Origin of the sequence: Streptomyces sp. NPDC007157, assembly GCF_040634235.1 — a bacterium.
Taxonomy (GTDB): Bacteria; Actinomycetota; Actinomycetes; order Streptomycetales; family Streptomycetaceae; genus Streptomyces.
Window position 1 is genome coordinate 1 of sequence record NZ_JBEYFE010000034.1, and the last position, 18,471, is coordinate 18,471.

The following is an 18,471-nucleotide window of genomic DNA, read 5'->3' on the forward strand; positions in this document are numbered from 1 at the left end:
GTCACAGCCGTAGCCGTCGTCCTGGCCGGGCTTGTCGCCGTACTCGTCGCCGTACCCGTTGTGTTCGGGTTTGCAGCCATGGCCGTTCCCACCGGAGGTGCCACCGGTGGTGCCGGTGGTTGTCGCTCCGGTGGTGCCGGTGGTCGTGGCACCAGTGGTCGTCGCACCCGTGGTGCCGGTGGTCGTGGCACCGGTGGTGCCGGTGGTGGTGGCGCCGGTGGTGCCGGTGGTGGTGGCGCCGGTGGTGCCGGTGGTGGTGGCGCCGGTGGTGCCGGTGGTGGTGGCACCCGTGGTGCCGGTGGTCGTCGCACCGGTAGTGCCGGTGGTCGTCGCACCCGTGGTGCCGGTGGTCGTCGCACCGGTAGTGCCGGTGGTCGTCGCACCCGTGGTGCCGGTGGTCGTCGCACCGGTAGTGCCGGCCGTCGTGGTGGCACCCGTGGTGCCGGTCGCGCACTGCGGGCGGGTGATCGTGTTGGTGTCCAGCGTCACGGCACCGTTACGGGCCAGCGCCCGTCCCTCGATGGTCGCGCTCGTGGTGGCAGTGATCGAGGTCATCGCCAGGATGTTGCCCTCGAAGGCGGTGCTGGTGCCAAGAGTGGCCGAACTGCCGACCTTCCAGAACACGTTGCACGGCGAGGCGCCGTTGATGAGGGACACGCTGCTGCTGGACGCCGTCGTCAGCCCCGAACCGATCTGGAACACCCAGACGGCGTTGGGGTCCCCGTGGGCATCCAGGGTGAGGGTGCCGGTGAGCCCGAGAGTGGTGGAGGCTGTGTAGACGCCCGGATCCAGCGTCAGGCCACCGGCGTCCGGGGGAAGCGCCCCGTCGGAGGGCTGCCCGGCAGCGTCGTCGTACGCCGTGATCAGGTCGGTCTGGGCGTCCTGAGCCACAGTATCCGCAGAGTGCTGGGTCCCGTTCACCACGGCGGGCGGCCCGTATCCGGTGATGGACGTTCCCGGAGACACTCCGACATCCCCGGTGATCACCGAGGGGCCGGTGTTGGTGGTTGCCGAACCGGCCAGTACCGCGAAGCTGTCCGCCCTGCCCAGATCTACAAACGTGGCGAGGGCACTTGCCTGTGTCGGCGACACAGCGACTACGACAGCGGAGATCACCACGGCAAGTACCGCCGCGATCCATACCGACAAAGTGCGCCGCAGAGGCGCGACAGGGACATTGAGCGTCATCGAAGGGCCAGCTCCTGTGAGGGGATGGAGACATATTCGGCGGTTCTCGGTCACACGGAATCGCCTGTCTCTTCCCCTGGAATATTACGCAGGGGCATGCTCCAACTTGCAACTCATGCGCGTGTTTTCGCCCAACCTGGCGAGCCGATCACAAATGCTCAGAAAATTTTTAATAGGCCGAATGGTCGTTCCTGCTTGGTCGAGACGGGCGACGCGGTGACGTCGCTTCCCAGGTCAGCCCAGGCAGCAAGGAAATTCGTGCATCCGTAGCCCCTCGGCCGATACCACCCCCATCCGACACCCGAGGCCTCACCGGCGTGTTGAGTAAATGAGCAGCTCCGCGATTCTCTCCGGAGGAGATTCGTATCACTGGCGGAGCGGAAGGAACACCGCGAGAAGACCATGAAGGCTTTGTGTGAGGCCAGGGAGGGGAACCGACTTCTGCGCGTCACCGGAGCGGTACTTCCCCGCAATCCAGGTACCCGCGAAGGGGACTTCACTACAGCCTGCACCCATCTTTCGGTGATGATCCGATCAGTTGACTAGGTCACTGGCAAGGATCGCCCTGACGCACCGAGGCCTTGGCGTATGGAAGCGCCGAGGAATAAGAGCACGGCTGACATTAAAGCTTGTCCCGTAACCGCGGGGGCGCGGGATCAGGATCCGTTGCGGTCGGGTGAGGTGGTGCACTGCAGCCACTTATCCACCACGTCGTGGGAGTCGTCGAGAGCCGGATCGCGACTCCCACTGGGCGCGTAGGCCGGTGACCGGTCGGCACGCAGCGGCAGGTGGGCGCAGTACCAGGCCCGCTTGGCACCCGCTTGCTCCGCGTCCGTGCCCGTCAGCGCATAGTTGAGCAGGGCCGCCGTGACTCGCCGGCGCCCGAATGCATAGAGCGCGGGCTCGATGAACCAACGGCAGAAACTGGGGTCAGGATCATAGACGGCGGCAGCCATCAACGGTGCGAAGAACTCCTCGGACAGGCTGGCGTGTTCGAGGAGTGGCTTGCGCACCGCATGGGCCAGGTGGCGCACGCGTCGGCCTTCCGGCACGCTCGCCGCGTTGTCCAGGTGCAGCAGTCGAGCCACCTCGGCTGCTGCCGACAGGAATGTCGGTGCCTCTGCCTCGTTCCACTCTTCGTCGCTCATGGGCAGCATTCTGGGCAGATCCCACCCCTAGAGGTAGATGGACGCTGGTCGCTGATCCGTGGACCCGGCTTGTCGCTCAGCGACCTCGCCCAGAGTGAAACGATCACGACGTGGCTGGTGTGATCACGGCGTCGGTGCCGTCCTGGATAGGCCCCTTCACAGGGCTGAGCCCGCGCTGCTTCGGCAAGTTGGTAGCCGCAGTACGGCGCGAGCAGGCTGCAGATCGACAGCGCGGCCGACCCTGGAGTCTGTCGCTAGAGGATCGCATCTTGCTGGTCACGGCCTACTGGCGCACGAACTTGACAATGCCGCAGCTCGCGCCGCTGTTCGGCGTCTCGAAGTCGGCGGCCGACCGGATCATCGACCATCTTGGCCCGCTACTGACCCTCCAGCCACGCCAGCGGTTCCGCAAAGACACCGTGCTCATCGTGGACGGCACGCTCGTGCCCACCCGCGACCGCACGATCGCCGAGCAGTCCAAGAACTACCGCTACTCCACCGCCCACCAGGTCGTCATCGACGCTGACACCCGTCTGGTCGTAGTGATCGGCCGGCCATTGCCCGGCAACCGACACGACTCCCGGGGCTGGGAGGAATCTGGTGCCAGTGCCGCCGTCGGCGCCACGATGACGATCGCTGACGGCGACTACCAAGGCACCGGCCTGGTCATCCCGCACCGCCGCCAGAAAGGGCGAGAACTCCCGGCCTGGCAGGAGGAGAACAACCGCTCTCACAAGCGGGTTCGCGCCCGCGTCGAGCACACCTTCGCCCGGATGAAGTGCTGGAAGATCCTCCGCGATTGCCGCCTCAAGGGCGACGGCGTCCACTATGCGCTGCTCGGCATCGCGCGCCTGCACAACCTCGCCCTCGCTGGATAGGCGAGCAGTTCGTACCGGATCGAAACTCGCTCACGACCAAATCGAAGATCACTTACGGGACAGCCTTTAGTGATCATTTGGAAGGGCAGCCCATCCACCGCCAGACTGTGGCGTATGAGATCCACGATGCCGCCCTTGGCCTGCTCGGACGAGGCCACGTCACGGTGCGCGACATGGTGACCCGGCAGGCCGGCCCCAGCGATGGCCCGGTCTGTCCCGTGTGCGGCGCCGTGTCTCGTCACGTACTGCCCTCGGCGCCCGGCGTTCCGCCCACGGGCTCGGCGTCATGACGACCGCGGTCGTCGTCGGTGGCGGGCCCAACGGGCTCGCCGCTGCGGCCCTCCTGGCGCGGGATGGCCTGGACGTCACGCTGCTGGAGGCCGCCGACGAGGTCGGCGGCGGCACGCGCAGCCACGAGGCGATCCTGCCCGGCCTGTTGCACGACCACTGTTCGGCCATCCACCCCATGGCCGTCACCTCGCCCGCGCTCCGGGCCCTCGGCCTCGAACGCCACGGGCTGCGCTGGCGGCTGCCGGAGATCGACTGTGTGCACCCGCTGGACGACGGGACGGCCGGGGTCCTGCTGCGCTCCGTCACGGAGACCGCCGCCGGGCTCGGCCCGGACGGCCGCCGCTACCGGGCCCTGGTGGAGCCCTTGGTGCGGCGCTGGGACGCCCTCGCGCACGACGTGATGGGTCCGTTGCTGCGGATCCCGGCGCACCCGCTGCTGCTCGCCCGGTTCGGCCTGCCGGCCGTGCTGCCTCCCGCGGTCCTCGCGCGCCTCTTCCGGACCCCGCAGGCCCAGGCTCTGTGGGCCGGGGTGGCGGCGCACGCGTTCCGGCCGTTCCGGGACCCCCTCGTCTCGGCGATCGGGCTCGGCATCCTCACCTCCGGCCACGCCGCCGGGTGGGCCGTCGCCGAGGGCGGCTCGCAGTCCATCGCCCGCAGCATGGCCGCAGCTCTCCTCGCCGCCGGCGGCACGATCGACACCGGCGTGCGGATCACCGCCCGGCAGCAGATCCCGCCCGCTGACGTGACTCTGCTCGACCTCGACCCCGGTCAGGTCGCCGCCCTCTACGGCGACAGGCTGCCCGCCCGCGTGACGGGCGCGTACCGGCGCTTCCGCCGTGGCCCCGGCGCCTTCAAGGTGGACCTGGCCGTCGAAGGCGGCGTGCCTTGGCGGGACGAGCGGGCACGACGGGCCGGCACCGTGCACCTCGGCGGCCCGCTCGCCGAAGTGGCCCAGGCGGAACGGGACGTGACGCAGGGCCGGATGCCCGAGCGGCCCTTCGTCCTGGTCGGCCAGCAGTACCTTGCCGACCCCTCCCGGTCGGTCGGCGACGTCCACCCCGTCTGGACGTACGCCCATGTCCCGCACGGCTACGACGGCGACGCCACGGAGGCGATCCTCCGGCAGCTCGAACGCTTCGCCCCCGGCGTGCACGAACGAATCGTGGGCCGGCACGTCACCCGCCCCGCCGACTTCGCAGCGGCCAACCCCAACTTCACCGGCGGCGACATCCTCACCGGAGCGAAGACAGTCTCCCAGCTCCTCCTGGGCGCCCGCCCAGCGCTGGACCCCTACGCCACTGGCCTGCCCGGAGTGTTCCTGTGCTCAGCGGCCACCCCACCCGGCCCCGGGGTGCATGGCATGTGCGGCGCCGGGGCGGCGGCATCAGCACTGCGCCACCTGGGGGGCCGCCCGACCTGGAAGGCTCAGGAGCGCTCCCAGGACTCGCGCACGTAGAAGCGCTCCTCGCTCGGCAGCCTAGGCCATCGGAGACCTGCTCGGACCCCAGGTTCCAGCCCACGGCACCGTCGACCTTGCGGCCGAGTTCGATCAGACGGTTGCTCTCCGTCCACGTGTGGTAGGAGCCCCGGCCCTCGACGAGCGATGCCCCCGCCCTCCCCGAGCAGAACATCTGCCGCTCGATCCCACACGGTGGGCCGTCATCTGATGACGGCCCACCTGGATAGCCCGTGGCCGCCCCGGCCCACTCCAGTCCGAGGCTGGCCAGTTACCCGAGCATGTCCTCCGTGACCCTCCCACACCGCGCTTTCGTATTCGTCAGGAACACTCCCAGTTTTACCTCGGTGCCGCCGCAGGCTCCGTCCGGCTCTCGCCGCTGACCTTTAGACCGTGTCCTACGTGGTGAGGCGGACGTTGACTCGGTATGGGGCGGGGAACCTGGAGCTGGATCGTGCCGGACGGCCTGTGGGAGATCGCCGAGCCGCTGATTCCTGAGCAACGAGCACGGCCGCAGGGCGGCGGGACTGCCAACGTGCCTGATGAGACGCTGTTCGCGGCCATCATCTACGTCCTGGTCAGCGGCTGTGCCTGGCGGGCACTGCCGCCCTGCTTCGGGATATCGAAGTCCACCGCCCATCGCCGGTTCCTGATCTGGTCCAGAGCCGGCGTGGCCGCCTCCACTAACTGATCGTTTCAGAATGACGTGCTTGGTCAGATGGTTGTGCGCTGCGAGGATGCGTTCTCGACTGAGCGGTCGAGGACGGGGGCAGGTCGTGACGCAGTGGCAGCTTCTGCAGGGGGACGTCCTGCTCGGTGAGCTGAGTGAGTACGGCTGTGACCAGCCGTTCTTCTTGGCGCGCTTCATGCCGGGGCCGGGATGGGAGAGCGTGAGGCCCTTGTTCGAGGCTTTGGCGGCTCTCCGGGGTCCGGATCCAGATGGGTCTAGGACTGTCGCAGTGGTGAAGCCATTGCGTGACTTGGACCTCACGCTGGTTCCGGTCGGCGGCGGGCGGTCCTTGCTGCAGGTGTTCAAAGACTGCTCGCTGCGCATCGACGGGTCCGAGGCTCGCCTCCGTTACTGACCCGGGGAGGGGCGACTCTTCTGGATTCGTCGCAGGCAGATCACGCTGCAAGCCAGTTCTAGCAAGCCCTGGTGGAGGTCGGCGCGTCGTTCATAGCGGATGCGGAGCCGTTTGAATTGGTGCAGCCAGGCGAAGGCACGCTCCACCACCCAGCGGACCTTGCCCAGGCCGCTTCCGTGCGCGACGCCGCGTCGGGCGATCGCCGGCTTGATGCCGCGCTTCCACAGCAGGCGGCGGTACTTGTCGTAGTCGTAGCCCCGGTCGGCATACAAGCGCCGGGGCTTGCGACGCGGGCGTCCCCGCAGGCCGCGGATCAGCGGGACGGCGTCCAGCAGCGGCGGCAGTTGGGTAACGTCGTGGCGGTTGCCCCCGGTGAGCGTGACGGCCAGCGGGATGCCGTGCCGGTCGACGATCACATGGTGCTTGGAGCCGGGGCGGGCGCGGTCGACGGGCGAGGGGCCGACGTGGTCCCCCCTTTCAGGGCCCGGACATGTGAGCCGTCAACGGCGCAGTCATCCAGGTCCAGCAGGTTCGCTCGCCGCAGTTCGGTGAGCAGGGCAGCGTGCAGACGCGGCCACACACCGGCCTCGGTCCAGTCCCGCAGCCTGCGCCAGGCCGTGACTCCGGAGCAGCCCACAGTCTCCGCCGGCACGTCACGCCAGGCAACACCGGTCCGCAGCACGTACAGCACGCCCGCGAGCGCCACCCGGTCCGGCACGCGCAGGCGTCCGGGGTAGCGAAGACGACGCTCGGGAAGGGGCGGCAGCAACGGAGCCACCCACTCCCAGAGAGCGTCAGGAACAAGATCAACACGCACCCGCACAGCCTGCCGACCAAGATCGATCGCTGCAAGAGCATGGACTCAACTCATATTGAAACGATCAGTTAAGCGCGTTCCTCGCGTCCGTCTTGGCCTCACCCAGGGAGAGGTCGACGATCCGCCGCATCGTGAACCCTGGCAGATAGGCGATCGGGCGGCCCATGTCCCTCGGAACCGTCAGCGCAGTGCCCGATCGAAGCCGGCTGGTCGACCACCACCAGCACCGTTCGGTGCTTGGCCCGGAGCGTGCTGAAGCCCGCGGAGTTTGGGTTCGGTCCTGGGCCGGCGCCTGTCCAACGCCTTCGTCCCGACTGGAGTGACGGTGTTCGCCGTTGCCGACGTCCAGGCCGAGGAAGACGTCGATGCCGCCGGTGTCGATCACGTGCAGGCCTCTCCGTCACGCTTTCGTCCGGCCCTGGCAGGGCACGAGCTGCCACATACACGTTACAGAGACCTCTTCCGGCCCGGGTGAAGCCTGCCTGGCCCGAAGGTCGGAGGCTCCATTGCGGTGCCGTGGGAGAGGCAACGGGGGGTGAGATGGATCCGCCGTGGAGTGTTCCCGACCTCGGGGTGTTCGTTCATGCGCTCTCTTCGCTGAGTCGGTCGACTGCCCACGGCAGGAGCTCCTTGGCCAGTGCAAGACTGAACGGCCTTACCAGTGAGCGAAGTTCGGCGCAGGCGGCAGGGCCGAGCGCGGTGTAGGGGAGGGCGGCCAGCCTGTCGGTGGTGTGCTCGATCTCGGCCCTGCACCGCGTACCGTCCTCGGTCAGGGCCAGGTGGGGGTCGTCGTCGAGCCACCCACGCTCACGCAGAGTCTGCACGGCCTGCCCCCACTGCTCCGGCGACCATGCCCGCGAGTCGCGCAGCACCGCTGCGTTGATGTCGCCGGTGGCGGCATGCATGACGAGCGCCTCGAGCCCGCTCAGTCCGGCAGTCAGAAGTGCCGCCACGTGACCGTCGCCACGGAACTCCCGCAGCAGGGTCTGCGCGTGCCAGAGCACGAGGTGGGGTGCACTCGGCCACGGCAGTGCGGCGTGCGCGGCGAAGAGGGGACGCCCCTGTGGGTGACGCACAGTCACTTCAGCGGCGATGCGGGCCAATTCGGCTGCACGGGCGAGCTCTGGTGAGGAGACGTCCGCGCCGAGTACACGGCGGAGCGTGGCATCGATCCCAGCGAGTCGGGCGGCGGCGAACTGCTGCGGTGTGGCGGCCTTTCCAGCCGCCGACATTGCTTGGCGCACCACTTCGGGATTGAAGTTGTAAAATGTGGCGATCACCAGATCTGCCGGAGCGGCGCCGAGCGCGGCGGAGCGGGAGGCAAAATACCCCGTCCTGGGGTCCACACCCAACTCGGCGTACCGACTTGCGGCTTCGGGTGAGAAGTAGACGGCCCCGTGGTAGGGCTCGAGAGTTCTCCAGGTCTGGCGAGCGAGGGCCAGACTGTCGCGGTCCGTGTTCTGCGTCATGAGTGGTTCGCCGTCCTGAGGCGGATGAAATGTTGCAGTTCAGCGAGCACAAGACGGTGCGTGGACACATTTGAATGTACCGTCTAGTCGGTATGTTATCGAAGGACGGCTCCGACGACTACCGCCCTGTAACCAGTTCTCCAGACCACGGTACCCATCCAGCCGCGACACACGACCGTGTTGATGCGGGCCCGGCTGGGGACCTGCATGATGCGCGGGCCTCGGCAGCGTGATGGAGGCGTGCAGACCACGAAGATAGCCGCAATCTCGGGGACCAGCACACTGTTCGGCCCGGGCTGTGGTGACAGCGGCGGACAGGAGTATGCGCTCCTGCCGAGAGGGGTGACGGAGTGGTCAGGGCCCTGAGTGACCACAAACGGATTCCCCCATGAAGGCCACGACCGCCCGCCGCGCCCTGCCTGTTCTCGCCCTTGCCCTGACCGGAATGGCGCTGACCGCGTGCGGCCCGGGGACCGACGGCGCCTCCTCCGGCGGCTCTTCGGCGGCGGCCGGCGCCGACGCCTCGTCGGGCACCTCCTCGACGGGCGGACGGGCCGCCGCTGACGGATCGTCGTCCTCCACGTCGAACGGCCGCTCCGCCGGCCAGGACCAGGGATCCGGAAGCGACGGCGGCCCGGGGGCGTGCGCCGCCTCGAACCTGAAGGTCGCGGAGGAGAACCCCGATTCCGGCGCCAGCACCACCCACTTCCAGCTCGTCTTCCAGAACACCGGCGCGATCCCCTGCACGCTCAGCGGCTTCCCGGGAGTCTCCTTCCGCGGTCGTGACGGCGCCCAGATCGGCAACGCCGCCACCCGTGACAGCGGCACCTCCGTGACGACGGTGACCCTGCTCCCGAACGGCCACGCCACCGCGGACGTCAGCGCGTCCGACGGCCGGTCCGGCTTCTCCGCCGACGAGTGCAAGCTCACGGACGTCTCCTTCATCGGCGTCTACGCCCCAGGCTCGAAGGACATGATCGACGTGCCGTGGAAGGCGCAGGAGTGCGGCGGCAGGGGCGTCGACGGGCTCAGGGCCGGCCCGGTGCACCGGGTGCGCTGACGCCGCCTCGCGGTATCAGGACAGGAGCGGAGGCTCCCGGGTTCGGACACCCGGGAGCCTCCGGCCGCTGCCGGCCATTTGCTCACGTGCCGAACAGGCCCGTGCGCGCCGGCCGGCGGGCGCCGGTCAGCGCGTGCCGGTCACCCCCATCGTGGCCGCGAGCGAGGGGACGTCGTAGGGCGAGTCGGTGGCGACGGTCAGCCCGCTGGTGTAGGTGCCCGCCCGGTTCACCTCGCCCGCGTCGAGCGTGATCCGCACCTTCACCGCGGCGCCGGGCGCGACGGCGAGGGTGTGCGGCGCCGACAGCCAGGACGCGGCGTCGGAACTCGCGCAGTCGCCGTACCCCGGCAGCCGCTGAACGCCGTCGACGGGACGGTTGCCGGAGTCCGCGCCGCCGACCACGTAGAGGCCGCAGGCACCGGCGCCCCGGTAGAGCAGCGCGTTCGCCGCGGGCAGCGCCGACCAGGAGTCGGTGACCGGGTCGTACTCCTCGGCCTGGTTGGTCATCTGGCCGCCGCTGACACCGCCGACCAGTTGCAGTCGCCCGCCCGAGGAGGCGGAGGCCATCGCCCAGACCGGGTAGGGCAGTTCGGCCCGTGCGGTCCACACGCCGGTGACCGGGTCGAAGGCGTAGACCGCCGCCGACTCCGCGCCGCTGACCGGATCGGTGCCGCCGGCACAGACCACCTGGCCGCCGATGCCGGCGCAGGAGAGCCACGAGTCCGTCACCGGGTAGTCCGCCACGCGGCTCCAGGAGTCGGTACCGGGGTCGTAGACGTAGGCCGCCTGCGAGACCGGGTCGCAGTTGCCGCCGCAGCCGGCGACCACATAGAGCCGCCCGCCGAGCACGGCCGTACCGCCGGTGACCACTCCCGAGGGGAGCGGTGCCGCCGAGGACCACGCGTCGTGGTCGGGGTCGTAGCGGTACACGGCGGCCGAGGCCGCGCCGGTGGTGTCCCAGCCGCCGACGACGTAGATCCGGCCGCCGATCGCCTCCACCCCGGGCTTCTCCAGCGCCTGCGGCATGTTCGCCAGCCGCCGCCAGCCACCCGCGGTGGCGGGGTCGTGGACGTATGCCTTGAACTGCATGTTCGCCCCGTCGGTGCCGCCGAAGGCGTAGAGCTTTCCGTCGAGCGTCACCGAGCCGCTGTCCATCACCTCCGTGGGCAGGGCGTCGGCGGTCGTCCACGCGGCACCAACGGCCGTGGTGTCCGTGCCGGTCGAGCGTGCCGCCGTCGCGGTCCCACGCCCGGCACCGGCGAGCAGCGGTCCGCGGGTGAAGTCGCCGCCGACGTGCCGTACCCGTGCGCCGGTGGCGGACGTGTCCGGGCCGCCCGGGTGCGAGTCCGGCGTGTACGAGCCGTCCTGCGGGTCAAGGACGACGCGGACGGGCGCGGTCCCGGTGTTGCGGAGGGTCACCGTCCGGGTCGCCGTACGGCCGAGGGGCTGGGTGACGCGCAGCGGATCGCCGAGGACGTCGATCCGGCCGGCGCCCAGGCGCCAGTCCTGTGTGGTGACCTGGTCGCGGGGGACGCGGATCCTGGCGGAGGCCGCCGTGTACGCGCCGTCGGCCACCCCGAGCGCGGTCCGGCCCGAGGCGTCGGCGGCCGAGGCGGGCGCGAACAGTTCGTAGGCGCCTTCGGCCGTCGTCGCCGCCGGGGTGCCGGCCAGGGCGACGGTGGCGTCGGACAGGGCCTTGCCGGTGTTGGCGTCGGCGACCGTGCCCGCCACGAGGCCGCCCGGGACGGTGTCGCAGGTGCGGTCGCCGATGAAGACGTCGTCGACCTTCCAGTACCAGGAGTGGACGGCGTTGTACCGGAACCGGATCCGCACGTCGCTCTGCCGGGCGGCCTGCGGGATCGCGACGGCCTGGGGAGCGAAGGAGATCGTGCGGGCCATGTGCCAGACCGAGGTCCAGGTTCGGCCGCCGTCGACGCTGACCTCGGCATAGGCGTCGGAGGTGTAGCGGGGTGAGACGAAGGCGTTGTCGAAGGAGACGATGGGCGTGGCGTCGCCGCTCAGGTCGAGCGGCGGCGAGACCAGGGTGGTCGTCTCGTGGGTGTCGCTGCCTGCGTCGAAGGAGTCGACCTCGGCGAACTGGCCGCTGCCGCCGGTGTCGTTGCCGGTGTTGCCCGGGTCGTCGAAGCGCCAGGTGACCCCGGAGCCGCTGTCGTCGGTGACGGTCCAGCCGTCCTGCGGTGCGGCGCCCGACCAGCCTTCGAAGCGGGTCGTGGTGCCCTGGTAGCCGAAGCGGTAGCCCGGCGCGGCGCAGGTGCTCGCGTCCACCGGCAGGGTCAGGTCGTGGCGCACGTCGCGGGTGCCGACGGTGACGCCGTCGTCCGTGGTTCCGTAGCCCGCCAGGGTCGTCGAGATGTGGAGTGTGTACTTACCGTCGTCCGGCAGGCGGACCGCATAGTGGCCGGTCGCCGGGTCGGCGTGGACGGCGCCGCCGGGGTAGCCGTCCACGGTGATCGTCGCGCCGAGCGGCCAGCCGTGCCCCGACGCGTCGGTGACGGTGCCGGAGACGACGTGGGTGGGCAGGGCGCGCAGCGTGAGGTTCTCCTGCGAGGTGCGCCCGTCGGTGGCCTTCACCCCGGTGGTGGCCGTCGCGTAGCCGAACCGTGCCACGGTCAGGGTGTAGGAGCCCGGTGCCGGGGCCAGGGTGAAGCGGCCCGACGCGTCGGTCGTGGCGGTGTAGGTGCGCCCGTCCGGGTCGGTGGCCGTGACCGAGGCGCCTTCGACGGGTTGTGGGGACGTGTGGGCGCGGTCGGCGCGTACGACGCCGGTGACCAGCCCGTGCGGCCCCTGGCGCAGGGCGCCGACGCCGAAGGGGGAACCGAGGCCGGTCGGTCCGTCCCAGCCCTCGCGGGCGTTGCAGAGCTGGTTGCCGCAGAATCCGTCGGAGCCCGCCGTGACGTCGGTGAGGTCGCGGGCGTTCGTGTCGGCGTAGGGGTAGGTGACCGGGTAGGTGCCGGGCGTCGGGGTGCCGGCGAGGGCGTACATCGCGGCGACGAGCGGAGCCGACAGCGAGGTGCCGCCGTACTGGGCCCAGCCGCCCACCGCGCTGGAGTTGTAGACGCCGAGACCGGTCGACGGGTCGGCGTCCGCGGCGATGTCGGCGGTGGCGCGGTTGTCGCAGCCGGTGTCGACGCCCTGCTGATAGGCCGGGCGCGGTTCCATGCGCGAGCAGCCCGAGCCGCCCGAATCCCAGGCCGCCTCGGTCCAGCCGCGGGCGGCCGAGCCGTCGCGGGTCAGCGTCGTTCCGCCGACGGCGACGACATCGCCGTTGGAAGCGGGCCAGTTGACGACGTTGCCCCTGTCGCCGGTCGACGCGGTCACCGCGATACCGGGGTGGTCGTAGTAGTGCTCGAACGCCGCGACGCTGCCCTCGCCCGAGACACCGTAGGAGTTGGAGACGGCGACGGGGTGGTGGGCGGCGGCGGTGTCGACGGCCTGGCCGAGATCGGCCACGGCCGGCGAGTCGCCCTCGACCAGCAGGATGCGGCAGCTCGGGCAGACGGAGGAGACGGCGTCGAGATCGAGCGCGGTCTCGATGGACCACTCGGCGTCCTCGGCCGGGTAGTTGCGCCCGCCGTCCTGGTCGAGCTTGGTGAAGCAGCCGTTCGCCGTCGTGCACGCGGGAAGACCGTAGGTGCTGCGGAAGACGGACAGGTCGGCCTCGGCGGTCGCGTAACCTCCGGCGTCCACGACGGCGACCGTCCGGCCCGTGCCGCCCTTCGGCAGACCGTAGGCGGCCGTGAGGTCGGCGGGGGTGACGGCGGTGGCGGGCGGGGCGGATGCGCCCGCTGCCAGGCGTCCGTGGCTGTTCGTCACACCCATGAGGTCACACGTGGCGTACGGGGACTTGCTCTTGCGCTCGGAGACCGGAACGGGAACCGCGCAGCCGGCGGGCTTGTACGCCGCCGTGCTTCGCGAGCCGCCGTCGGCCGGGGTGGGTGCCGCCTGCGCAGGCGCGACGGCCGCCAGGCCGGACGCCGCCGCGCAGGCGAACGCCAGCCCGGCTGCCCATCTGCGTATTCGTCTTTGCATCGCTCTTCTCGGGAGGTACGTCGGCCAGGCCGAATCGGGTGGGATCTCTGGTCAGACCGGCCGGTACTCGACGCCCGGCTTGCGCCGTGACGTAGGCGGCCGGTCCGCGCTCGTCTCCGGGGCCGGATCGGCGACGGGGCCCTCACCGTCGCCGGAGTCCTTGACGCGACCGTCGGGGGAAGCGTCCGCGGCATCGGCCGCCGGCTCTTCGCCGGACCGGTCGTCGCCGTTGCCAGAAGTCATCGCGGCTGCTCCGTTCTGTCCCAGAGCAAGCAGTGAACGCCGCGCGGCGAGAGGTGGGCAATGCGCAGAACTACCCGGGAAACTCACGTGTCCGCCATGCGGTCGGCCGGTGAGCCGTTGAGCCAGCCGGTCAGACGGTCATCAGCGGCGGCCGGGACTCGCCTCCCGGCAGCGGTACGTCACCGGACTCCACCACGGCGACGGCGAGCGCGGTGCGGGAGGCAGCGCCCCGTTTACGCATCGCGGAGTGGACGTGCTTCTCGACCGTGCGGGGCGAGAGCCCGAGGAGGCGGGCGATGCGCGCACTGGTCAGGCCCTCCACCAGCAGGCCCACCACCTCCAGTTCGCGTGGTGAGAGCCGGTCGCCGTACCCGGGCCTGCCCACCCGCGCCCCGACCCGTACGCCCGCGTCCGCGAGGAGCCGCCGCACCCGGTCCGCGTCCCCCGTAGCGCCCAGCGCGGTGAACTCGGTGAACACGTCCCGCAACTCGGCGACGGCCCGGTCCCGTTCGCCCGAGGCGAGCCGGCAGCGGGCCGCCTCCTCGCGGGCCGACTGGGCGTCGTACGGCCGCGGAAGCGCGACCCAGGCGGCAGCCGCCTGCTCGAAGAGCGCGGCGGCACGGGTGCGGTCGGTGGGGGTGGGACGCGCGCCGGTGGCGTCGGCGCGAGCGGTGCCTGCGCGGGTGATGTCCGCGCCGGCGAGGGCGAGCAGGGCCGCGCTCAGGTGGCCGGCCGCGGTGGCCGCCGGGGCGTCCAGGCCGCGGGTCCCCGCCATGAACGCCGTGGCGGCATCGGCGGCTTCCGCCACTCGTCCGGCGTCCAGCAGGGCGCGGACCCGCAGCGGGACGATCTCGGCGGCCCAGAGCCACAGTCCCTTCGCCTCGACGAGTCGCCAGGCGGCCTCGGTCGCCGCGAGCGCTTCGCCGGGGCGGCCGGCGGCGATCGCCAGCCGCCCCAGCACGGCCGACGGGTCGCGGGACCCGTCGGCCGGGCCGCGCGGGCGCCCGACCGCGATCGCGGCGCGCACCCCTGCCAGGGCCTCCTCGTGCTCACCGCGAGCCGAGGCGAGCAGCCCGGTCAGCAGGAGCGCGTCGGTCCGTGGTACGGGCTCCTCCGAACCGACGGCCAGGGCCGCCCACTCCAGCGGTCCCGGCCAGGCGCCGGTGAGCCAGTCGAGGTGCGCGAGGCTCGCCCCGACGAGGTCGCGCAGGCGCAGGTACTGGTGCTCCCGGGCGAGGGCGGCGGCCGCGTCGAGTGAGCGCCGGGCATCGTCGTAGCGGCCCCACAGCATCGCCGCCTCACCGAGGTTGGCGAACCCCCGCGCCCGTTGCAGCACTTCGCCCGGTGTGTCCCCCTCGGCCGGCAGCTCCCGTGCCGCCACCCAGCCGGCGGGGTCACCGAGGGCCAGCAGGGTGGCGGCGTGGTCCGTCGCGAAAGCCAGCCGCTCGGCGGCCGTCGGATCCGGCATGTCCTCGGCGAGCCGGCCGGCCCGCTCCAGCCAGCGACGATGATGTGCCGCCGGGTGCGCGGTGGCGAGCGGCCGGGCGAGCATCATCATCGCGTGCACCGCGGCGACCGGCCGGTCCCGTACCAGCCCCGGCACGGCACGCTCCATCTCGGCCGAAGCGGCCTCCACGTCGCCGACATGGAACATCAGCCGGGCCAACTGCCAGCCGGCCGTGGTGCGTTCCGCACCGGTGAGATCGTCGGAGGTGACCGTCGCGCCCAGCACGCGGACCAGTTCGCGCAGCGGCGCATTGCCCGGCGCGGCGTACAGCGGCATGCGCTGCACCAGCCGGGACACCGCCGCGCCCCGCACCGCGCCGCCGGCCAGCAGATCCTGGAGCAGCCCGAAGGCCGTGCGCGGGTCGCCGGACAGGATCGCGTGGTCCGCCGCCTGCTCGGCGTGGGCCGCCCAGCGATCCGCGTCACCGGCCGCCCGGAAATGCCGGGCCAGCTCGGCGGCACTGCGTACCGGCTCCCGTTCCAGGGCTTCGCCGGCGCGGCGGTGGAGACGGGCGCGTTCCATGGCGCCGAGCTCGTGATGGACGCTGCGCGCGGCCAGCACGTGACGGAATCCCACCCGGCCGTCGCGGTCCTCGTGCAGCAGCCCGCCGGCGAGGGCCTCGGCGAGACCGTCCTCCGCCTCGTGCAGCGGTATTCCGGCGGCCTCGGCGACGAGTGCCGGCGTCCGCTCCCCTTCGAGCACGGCCAGCGCGGCGAGCACCGCCCCGGCCGCCGGTCCCAGCCGGAAGGTCCGCTCCAGCACGGCGTCGCGGATGCTGGGCGGTACGTCCATCTCGGCGACGTCGCGACGCAGCCAGGCGCCGTCCTCGCAGACCAGGTCGGCGCGGTCGTAGAGCAGCCGGACGGACTCCTCGATCGCGAGCGGCAGACCGTCGGTGCGGTCGTGCAGGAACGTGGCGAACTCCATCGAGACCGGCTCCCCGCCGAGCATCGAGGAGACCAGCTCCGCCGTCCCGGTGGTATCCAGCGTTTCCGGCTCCAGCCGGGTGACCCCGCTCTGCGCGACCAGTCGGCGCAGCAGGGACTCCGGGCGGACGTCCTCGGGCCGGTAGGTGAGGACGAGTCGCGGGTGGCGCTCCCGCCTGGCCTGGAGGAACAGCAGAAGTTCGAGCGTGGTGTCGTCGGACCAGTGGGCGTCCTCCACCACGAGCAACCCGACACCGAGGACGTCGATGAGTTCCACCAGGGCGCGCAGAAGGCGGTGCCTGGCCGCCGCGGCGTCGTGCAGCGGCTCCGGCGCGGCCGGCAGCTGACCGGCCCACTCCGGGAAGACCGGCCGCAGGGCTCCTGCCAGTCCGCTGAGCGGCAGCGTGGACACGTCCTCGGCCAGCCGGCGCACGCCGTCGACGATCGGACCGAGCGTGTACGGCTCCCGGAACGGCGGACACACCGCGACGAGCGCCGTGCCTCCGCGCCGCAGGAGGAGTTCGTGGATCAGCCGGGTCTTCCCGATCCCCGCCTCGCCCGCGACCACGACGAGGCCTGCTCGCGTGTCGAGCGCCCGGTCGAGAGCCGACAGGTCGTGGTCACGGCCGACCAGGCGGGGTACGGCGAGGTCGTTGCGGAGCCGCGACGCGCCGGCCCTCTCCGTCGTGCTCATCTCCGCCTCCGATATGCCCGGTGACCCGGTCCCCGGGTGAACGGTCGACACATGATGCCGGTCGTCTCGGCAACACCGTCCGGACGCCCGCTGCAGGAGCCTTGGTTCCTGATCGCTCCTGCTTACATGCTGGTGGGGGCGTGGTGGAAGAGTTCACGGTGGGGAAACCCGTTCCGCGCCGATGTCCTCGGCCGCGAACCGGGGAGGCGGGGCACTACCACCTCACCCCTCGGTCCTGGGGAAGCGGTACTCGACCCGGTCCCGCTTCGTGTGGAGCTGCCAGTAGGTCTCGGCGAGGTCGTCGGGGTCGAGCACGTGCAGGCCGGTGGCACCGCCGGTGACGGCGGCCAGGTCCTCGGGCGACATCGCCGCGTGGGCATCGCTGCCCTTGATCAGCGCGGCCGGCGTGGCCACCCCCGCGTAGACACCGGCGCCGGCGACCTCGCCGTGCAGGGAGTGGACGAAGTTGCGGACGGCCGCCATCGCCGGGCCGATGCCGCTGATGGACGGCCGTGGGTCGGCCGCGGTGAACCCGCCGGTGACGATGAAGCCGCCGTCGCCGCGCTCGGTCGTCCCACGGGAAGTAGCTCTCGTGCCGGGCCAGGGTGCGGGGGTCGCCCAGGATTGCAGCGACGAACACCGCGGCCGGTGCCGTCGCGCTGTACAAGGACTCCTGTGCAGCACGGACATGTCGAGTTGCCCCAACGCACTGGCCTGAACATCGGGATCGTCGTCCAGGAGTTGGATCAGGCGAAGCGGCGTGTCCCGCGCCGGACCGTAGGCGTGCTCCAGTGCAGCCCAGTCGGTGTCCTCGATCACCGAACGCGGATCAGGCAGGCGGTCGTCGGCGACTTGGCTGCCGGTCGGGCTTTCATCCTGGGTTGTCACAGGGACAGCATCGCCGATGTCACTGACCAGCCCCGCAGTCGGAGCAGCAGAAGGTTGTCAACGGTATGCCGTTGACCTGCTGAACAGCGCCTTCATCCACGCTGGCCCGTCCCGGGTACAGATAACAGGTGCCGACGTCGAGTTCCTTCGCCGAAGTGACCCACTTCTGGTCGTACTCGGAGAACCACCGGCCCCCGGTCAGCGCGCACTTCGGGCCGACCTCGGGGGCCCTCCAGCGCCTCGGACAGGATCACCTCCTTGCGGGTGTCGCAGCCGTCGGTCGGGTTCTCACCCCGGTTCCAGTGCCTGAACTGCTCCCGGCTGTAGCCGTCCGGGGAGCCTTCCTCGGCCCCCTCGATCCACGACAGCGCCTCGAACAAGGGCACCTCGACCGCCGACGGTGGCGCCAGCCGGGCAGCCGGGGCGGACACCGCGGCTGCCCGGAGCTGTCCGGCCGGCTGGGTTCCGGCGGGTGCGGCGGCCGCGGGCGCGGCCAGGGGGACGACGGTCAGGGCGAGCGCGGGCAGAGAGCGCAGCACGTTCTTGATCACGCCAGGGGGTGTACCGGCAGGGGACACCGGGCCGCTTGCTACTCCCCAGTGCTCTCACCCGGGCGGGCCATCGAATTCACCGCAGAAACGATCAGCGAGAACGGCACCAGGCCGCTCGGTCCCGGCGACGTCGCCGACGTTGCGCCGAGGGTTGGGGTGGGTGTTGCGGCAGGGGGTTGCGCCAGAGGTTGCGCGGCTCTGGGGGAGTGGTCCGTGCCCG

At 71.2% G+C, this 18,471-nt stretch carries 14 protein-coding genes and 2 pseudogenes; 6 read left to right on the top strand and 10 right to left on the bottom strand.

The genetic code is table 11. The annotated features are described in order from the left end of the window. Positions 1–1,188 (bottom strand): ice-binding family protein (locus ABZ642_RS40245; protein WP_360494590.1); only part of this gene is annotated, 1,188 nt, incomplete at its 3' end. A 656-nt stretch (positions 1,189–1,844) separates the two neighbouring features. Further along, complete coding sequence (locus tag ABZ642_RS40250; RefSeq protein WP_360494593.1) at positions 1,845–2,336, bottom strand: hypothetical protein; 492 nt, start codon at positions 2,334–2,336, stop codon at positions 1,845–1,847. Positions 2,337–2,446: 110 nt separating this feature from the next. On the opposite strand from ABZ642_RS40250, the gene ABZ642_RS40255 reads away from it, so the two are divergent. The 5 genes and pseudogenes from ABZ642_RS40255 to ABZ642_RS40275 all read left to right on the top strand — a co-directional run bounded on the left by ABZ642_RS40255 (position 2,447) and on the right by ABZ642_RS40275 (position 6,046). Beyond that, positions 2,447–3,214, top strand: a complete 768-nt coding sequence (locus ABZ642_RS40255; protein WP_360494596.1) for a transposase — start codon at positions 2,447–2,449, stop codon at positions 3,212–3,214. Further along, entirely contained in the window at positions 3,115–3,504 is a 390-nt protein-coding gene (locus ABZ642_RS40260) for a DUF3556 domain-containing protein (RefSeq protein WP_360494599.1), read from the top strand. Before ABZ642_RS40255 ends, ABZ642_RS40260 begins: the two co-directional genes overlap by 100 nt. Next, positions 3,501–4,961 carry an NAD(P)/FAD-dependent oxidoreductase gene (locus tag ABZ642_RS40265; protein ID WP_360494601.1) on the top strand — a complete coding sequence of 487 codons (1,461 nt, stop codon included), beginning with the start codon at positions 3,501–3,503 and terminating at the stop codon, positions 4,959–4,961. Before ABZ642_RS40260 ends, ABZ642_RS40265 begins: the two co-directional genes overlap by 4 nt. Before the next feature lie 427 nt (positions 4,962–5,388). Beyond that, positions 5,389–5,634: pseudogene (locus ABZ642_RS40270) on the top strand (transposase); the annotation flags it as partial. 103 nt (positions 5,635–5,737) lie between these two features. Continuing rightward, positions 5,738–6,046 (top strand): hypothetical protein, encoded by a 309-nt coding sequence (locus ABZ642_RS40275; protein WP_360494604.1) that lies wholly within the window; start codon positions 5,738–5,740, stop codon positions 6,044–6,046. Here the strand turns inward: ABZ642_RS40275 and ABZ642_RS40280 are convergent. From ABZ642_RS40280 to ABZ642_RS40290, 3 genes and pseudogenes are all read right to left on the bottom strand, one after another. Beyond that, a protein-coding gene (locus ABZ642_RS40280) for an IS5 family transposase (RefSeq protein ID WP_360494607.1) occupies positions 6,040–6,863 on the bottom strand; the annotation gives its coding sequence in 2 pieces (ribosomal slippage) (positions 6,040–6,524 and positions 6,524–6,863; 825 coding nt in all). The genes ABZ642_RS40275 and ABZ642_RS40280 overlap by 7 nt on opposite strands. A gap of 73 nt (positions 6,864–6,936) precedes the next feature. After that, positions 6,937–7,248 (bottom strand): annotated as a pseudogene (locus ABZ642_RS40285) (transposase); the annotation flags it as partial. Between the two features lie 196 nt (positions 7,249–7,444). Further along, the gene (locus ABZ642_RS40290; RefSeq protein WP_360494610.1) at positions 7,445–8,332 is read right to left on the bottom strand and encodes a hypothetical protein; all 888 of its coding nucleotides are present in this window, start codon (positions 8,330–8,332) and stop codon (positions 7,445–7,447) included. A gap of 388 nt (positions 8,333–8,720) precedes the next feature. Here ABZ642_RS40290 and ABZ642_RS40295 point away from each other — a divergent pair, with 388 nt between their 5' ends. Then, the gene (locus ABZ642_RS40295; RefSeq protein ID WP_360494613.1) at positions 8,721–9,392 is read left to right on the top strand and encodes a DUF4232 domain-containing protein; all 672 of its coding nucleotides are present in this window, start codon (positions 8,721–8,723) and stop codon (positions 9,390–9,392) included. 126 nt (positions 9,393–9,518) lie between these two features. On the opposite strand, the gene ABZ642_RS40300 is transcribed toward ABZ642_RS40295, so the two are convergent. From ABZ642_RS40300 to ABZ642_RS40320, 5 genes are all read right to left on the bottom strand, one after another. Next, entirely contained in the window at positions 9,519–13,442 is a 3,924-nt protein-coding gene (locus ABZ642_RS40300) for a kelch repeat-containing protein (protein ID WP_360494616.1), read from the bottom strand. Between the two features lie 51 nt (positions 13,443–13,493). After that, positions 13,494–13,685 carry a hypothetical protein gene (locus ABZ642_RS40305; RefSeq protein WP_360494619.1) on the bottom strand — a complete coding sequence of 64 codons (192 nt, stop codon included), beginning with the start codon at positions 13,683–13,685 and terminating at the stop codon, positions 13,494–13,496. 130 nt (positions 13,686–13,815) lie between these two features. Continuing rightward, positions 13,816–16,812: an AAA family ATPase gene (locus ABZ642_RS40310; RefSeq protein ID WP_360494622.1), complete on the bottom strand. Its 2,997-nt coding sequence runs from the start codon at positions 16,810–16,812 to the stop codon at positions 13,816–13,818. 222 nt (positions 16,813–17,034) lie between these two features. Continuing rightward, entirely contained in the window at positions 17,035–17,700 is a 666-nt protein-coding gene (locus ABZ642_RS40315) for a hypothetical protein (protein WP_360494625.1), read from the bottom strand. Positions 17,701–17,792: 92 nt separating this feature from the next. After that, the gene (locus tag ABZ642_RS40320) at positions 17,793–18,251 is read right to left on the bottom strand and encodes a hypothetical protein (protein WP_360494628.1); all 459 of its coding nucleotides are present in this window, start codon (positions 18,249–18,251) and stop codon (positions 17,793–17,795) included. Positions 18,252–18,471: the final 220 nt, after the last annotated feature.

Excerpts from the sequence above, each read along its gene's own strand:
- ABZ642_RS40290 (WP_360494610.1), bottom strand. The coding sequence starts at position 8,332 with ATGACGCAGAACACGGACCGCGACAGTCTGGCCCTCGCTCGCCAGACC.
- ABZ642_RS40310 (WP_360494622.1), bottom strand. The coding sequence starts at position 16,812 with ATGAGCACGACGGAGAGGGCCGGCGCGTCGCGGCTCCGCAACGACCTC.
- ABZ642_RS40265 (WP_360494601.1), top strand. The coding sequence starts at position 3,501 with ATGACGACCGCGGTCGTCGTCGGTGGCGGGCCCAACGGGCTCGCCGCT.
- ABZ642_RS40250 (WP_360494593.1), bottom strand. The coding sequence starts at position 2,336 with ATGAGCGACGAAGAGTGGAACGAGGCAGAGGCACCGACATTCCTGTCG.
- ABZ642_RS40295 (WP_360494613.1), top strand. The coding sequence starts at position 8,721 with ATGAAGGCCACGACCGCCCGCCGCGCCCTGCCTGTTCTCGCCCTTGCC.
- ABZ642_RS40305 (WP_360494619.1), bottom strand. The coding sequence starts at position 13,685 with ATGACTTCTGGCAACGGCGACGACCGGTCCGGCGAAGAGCCGGCGGCC.
- ABZ642_RS40300 (WP_360494616.1), bottom strand. The coding sequence starts at position 13,442 with ATGCAAAGACGAATACGCAGATGGGCAGCCGGGCTGGCGTTCGCCTGC.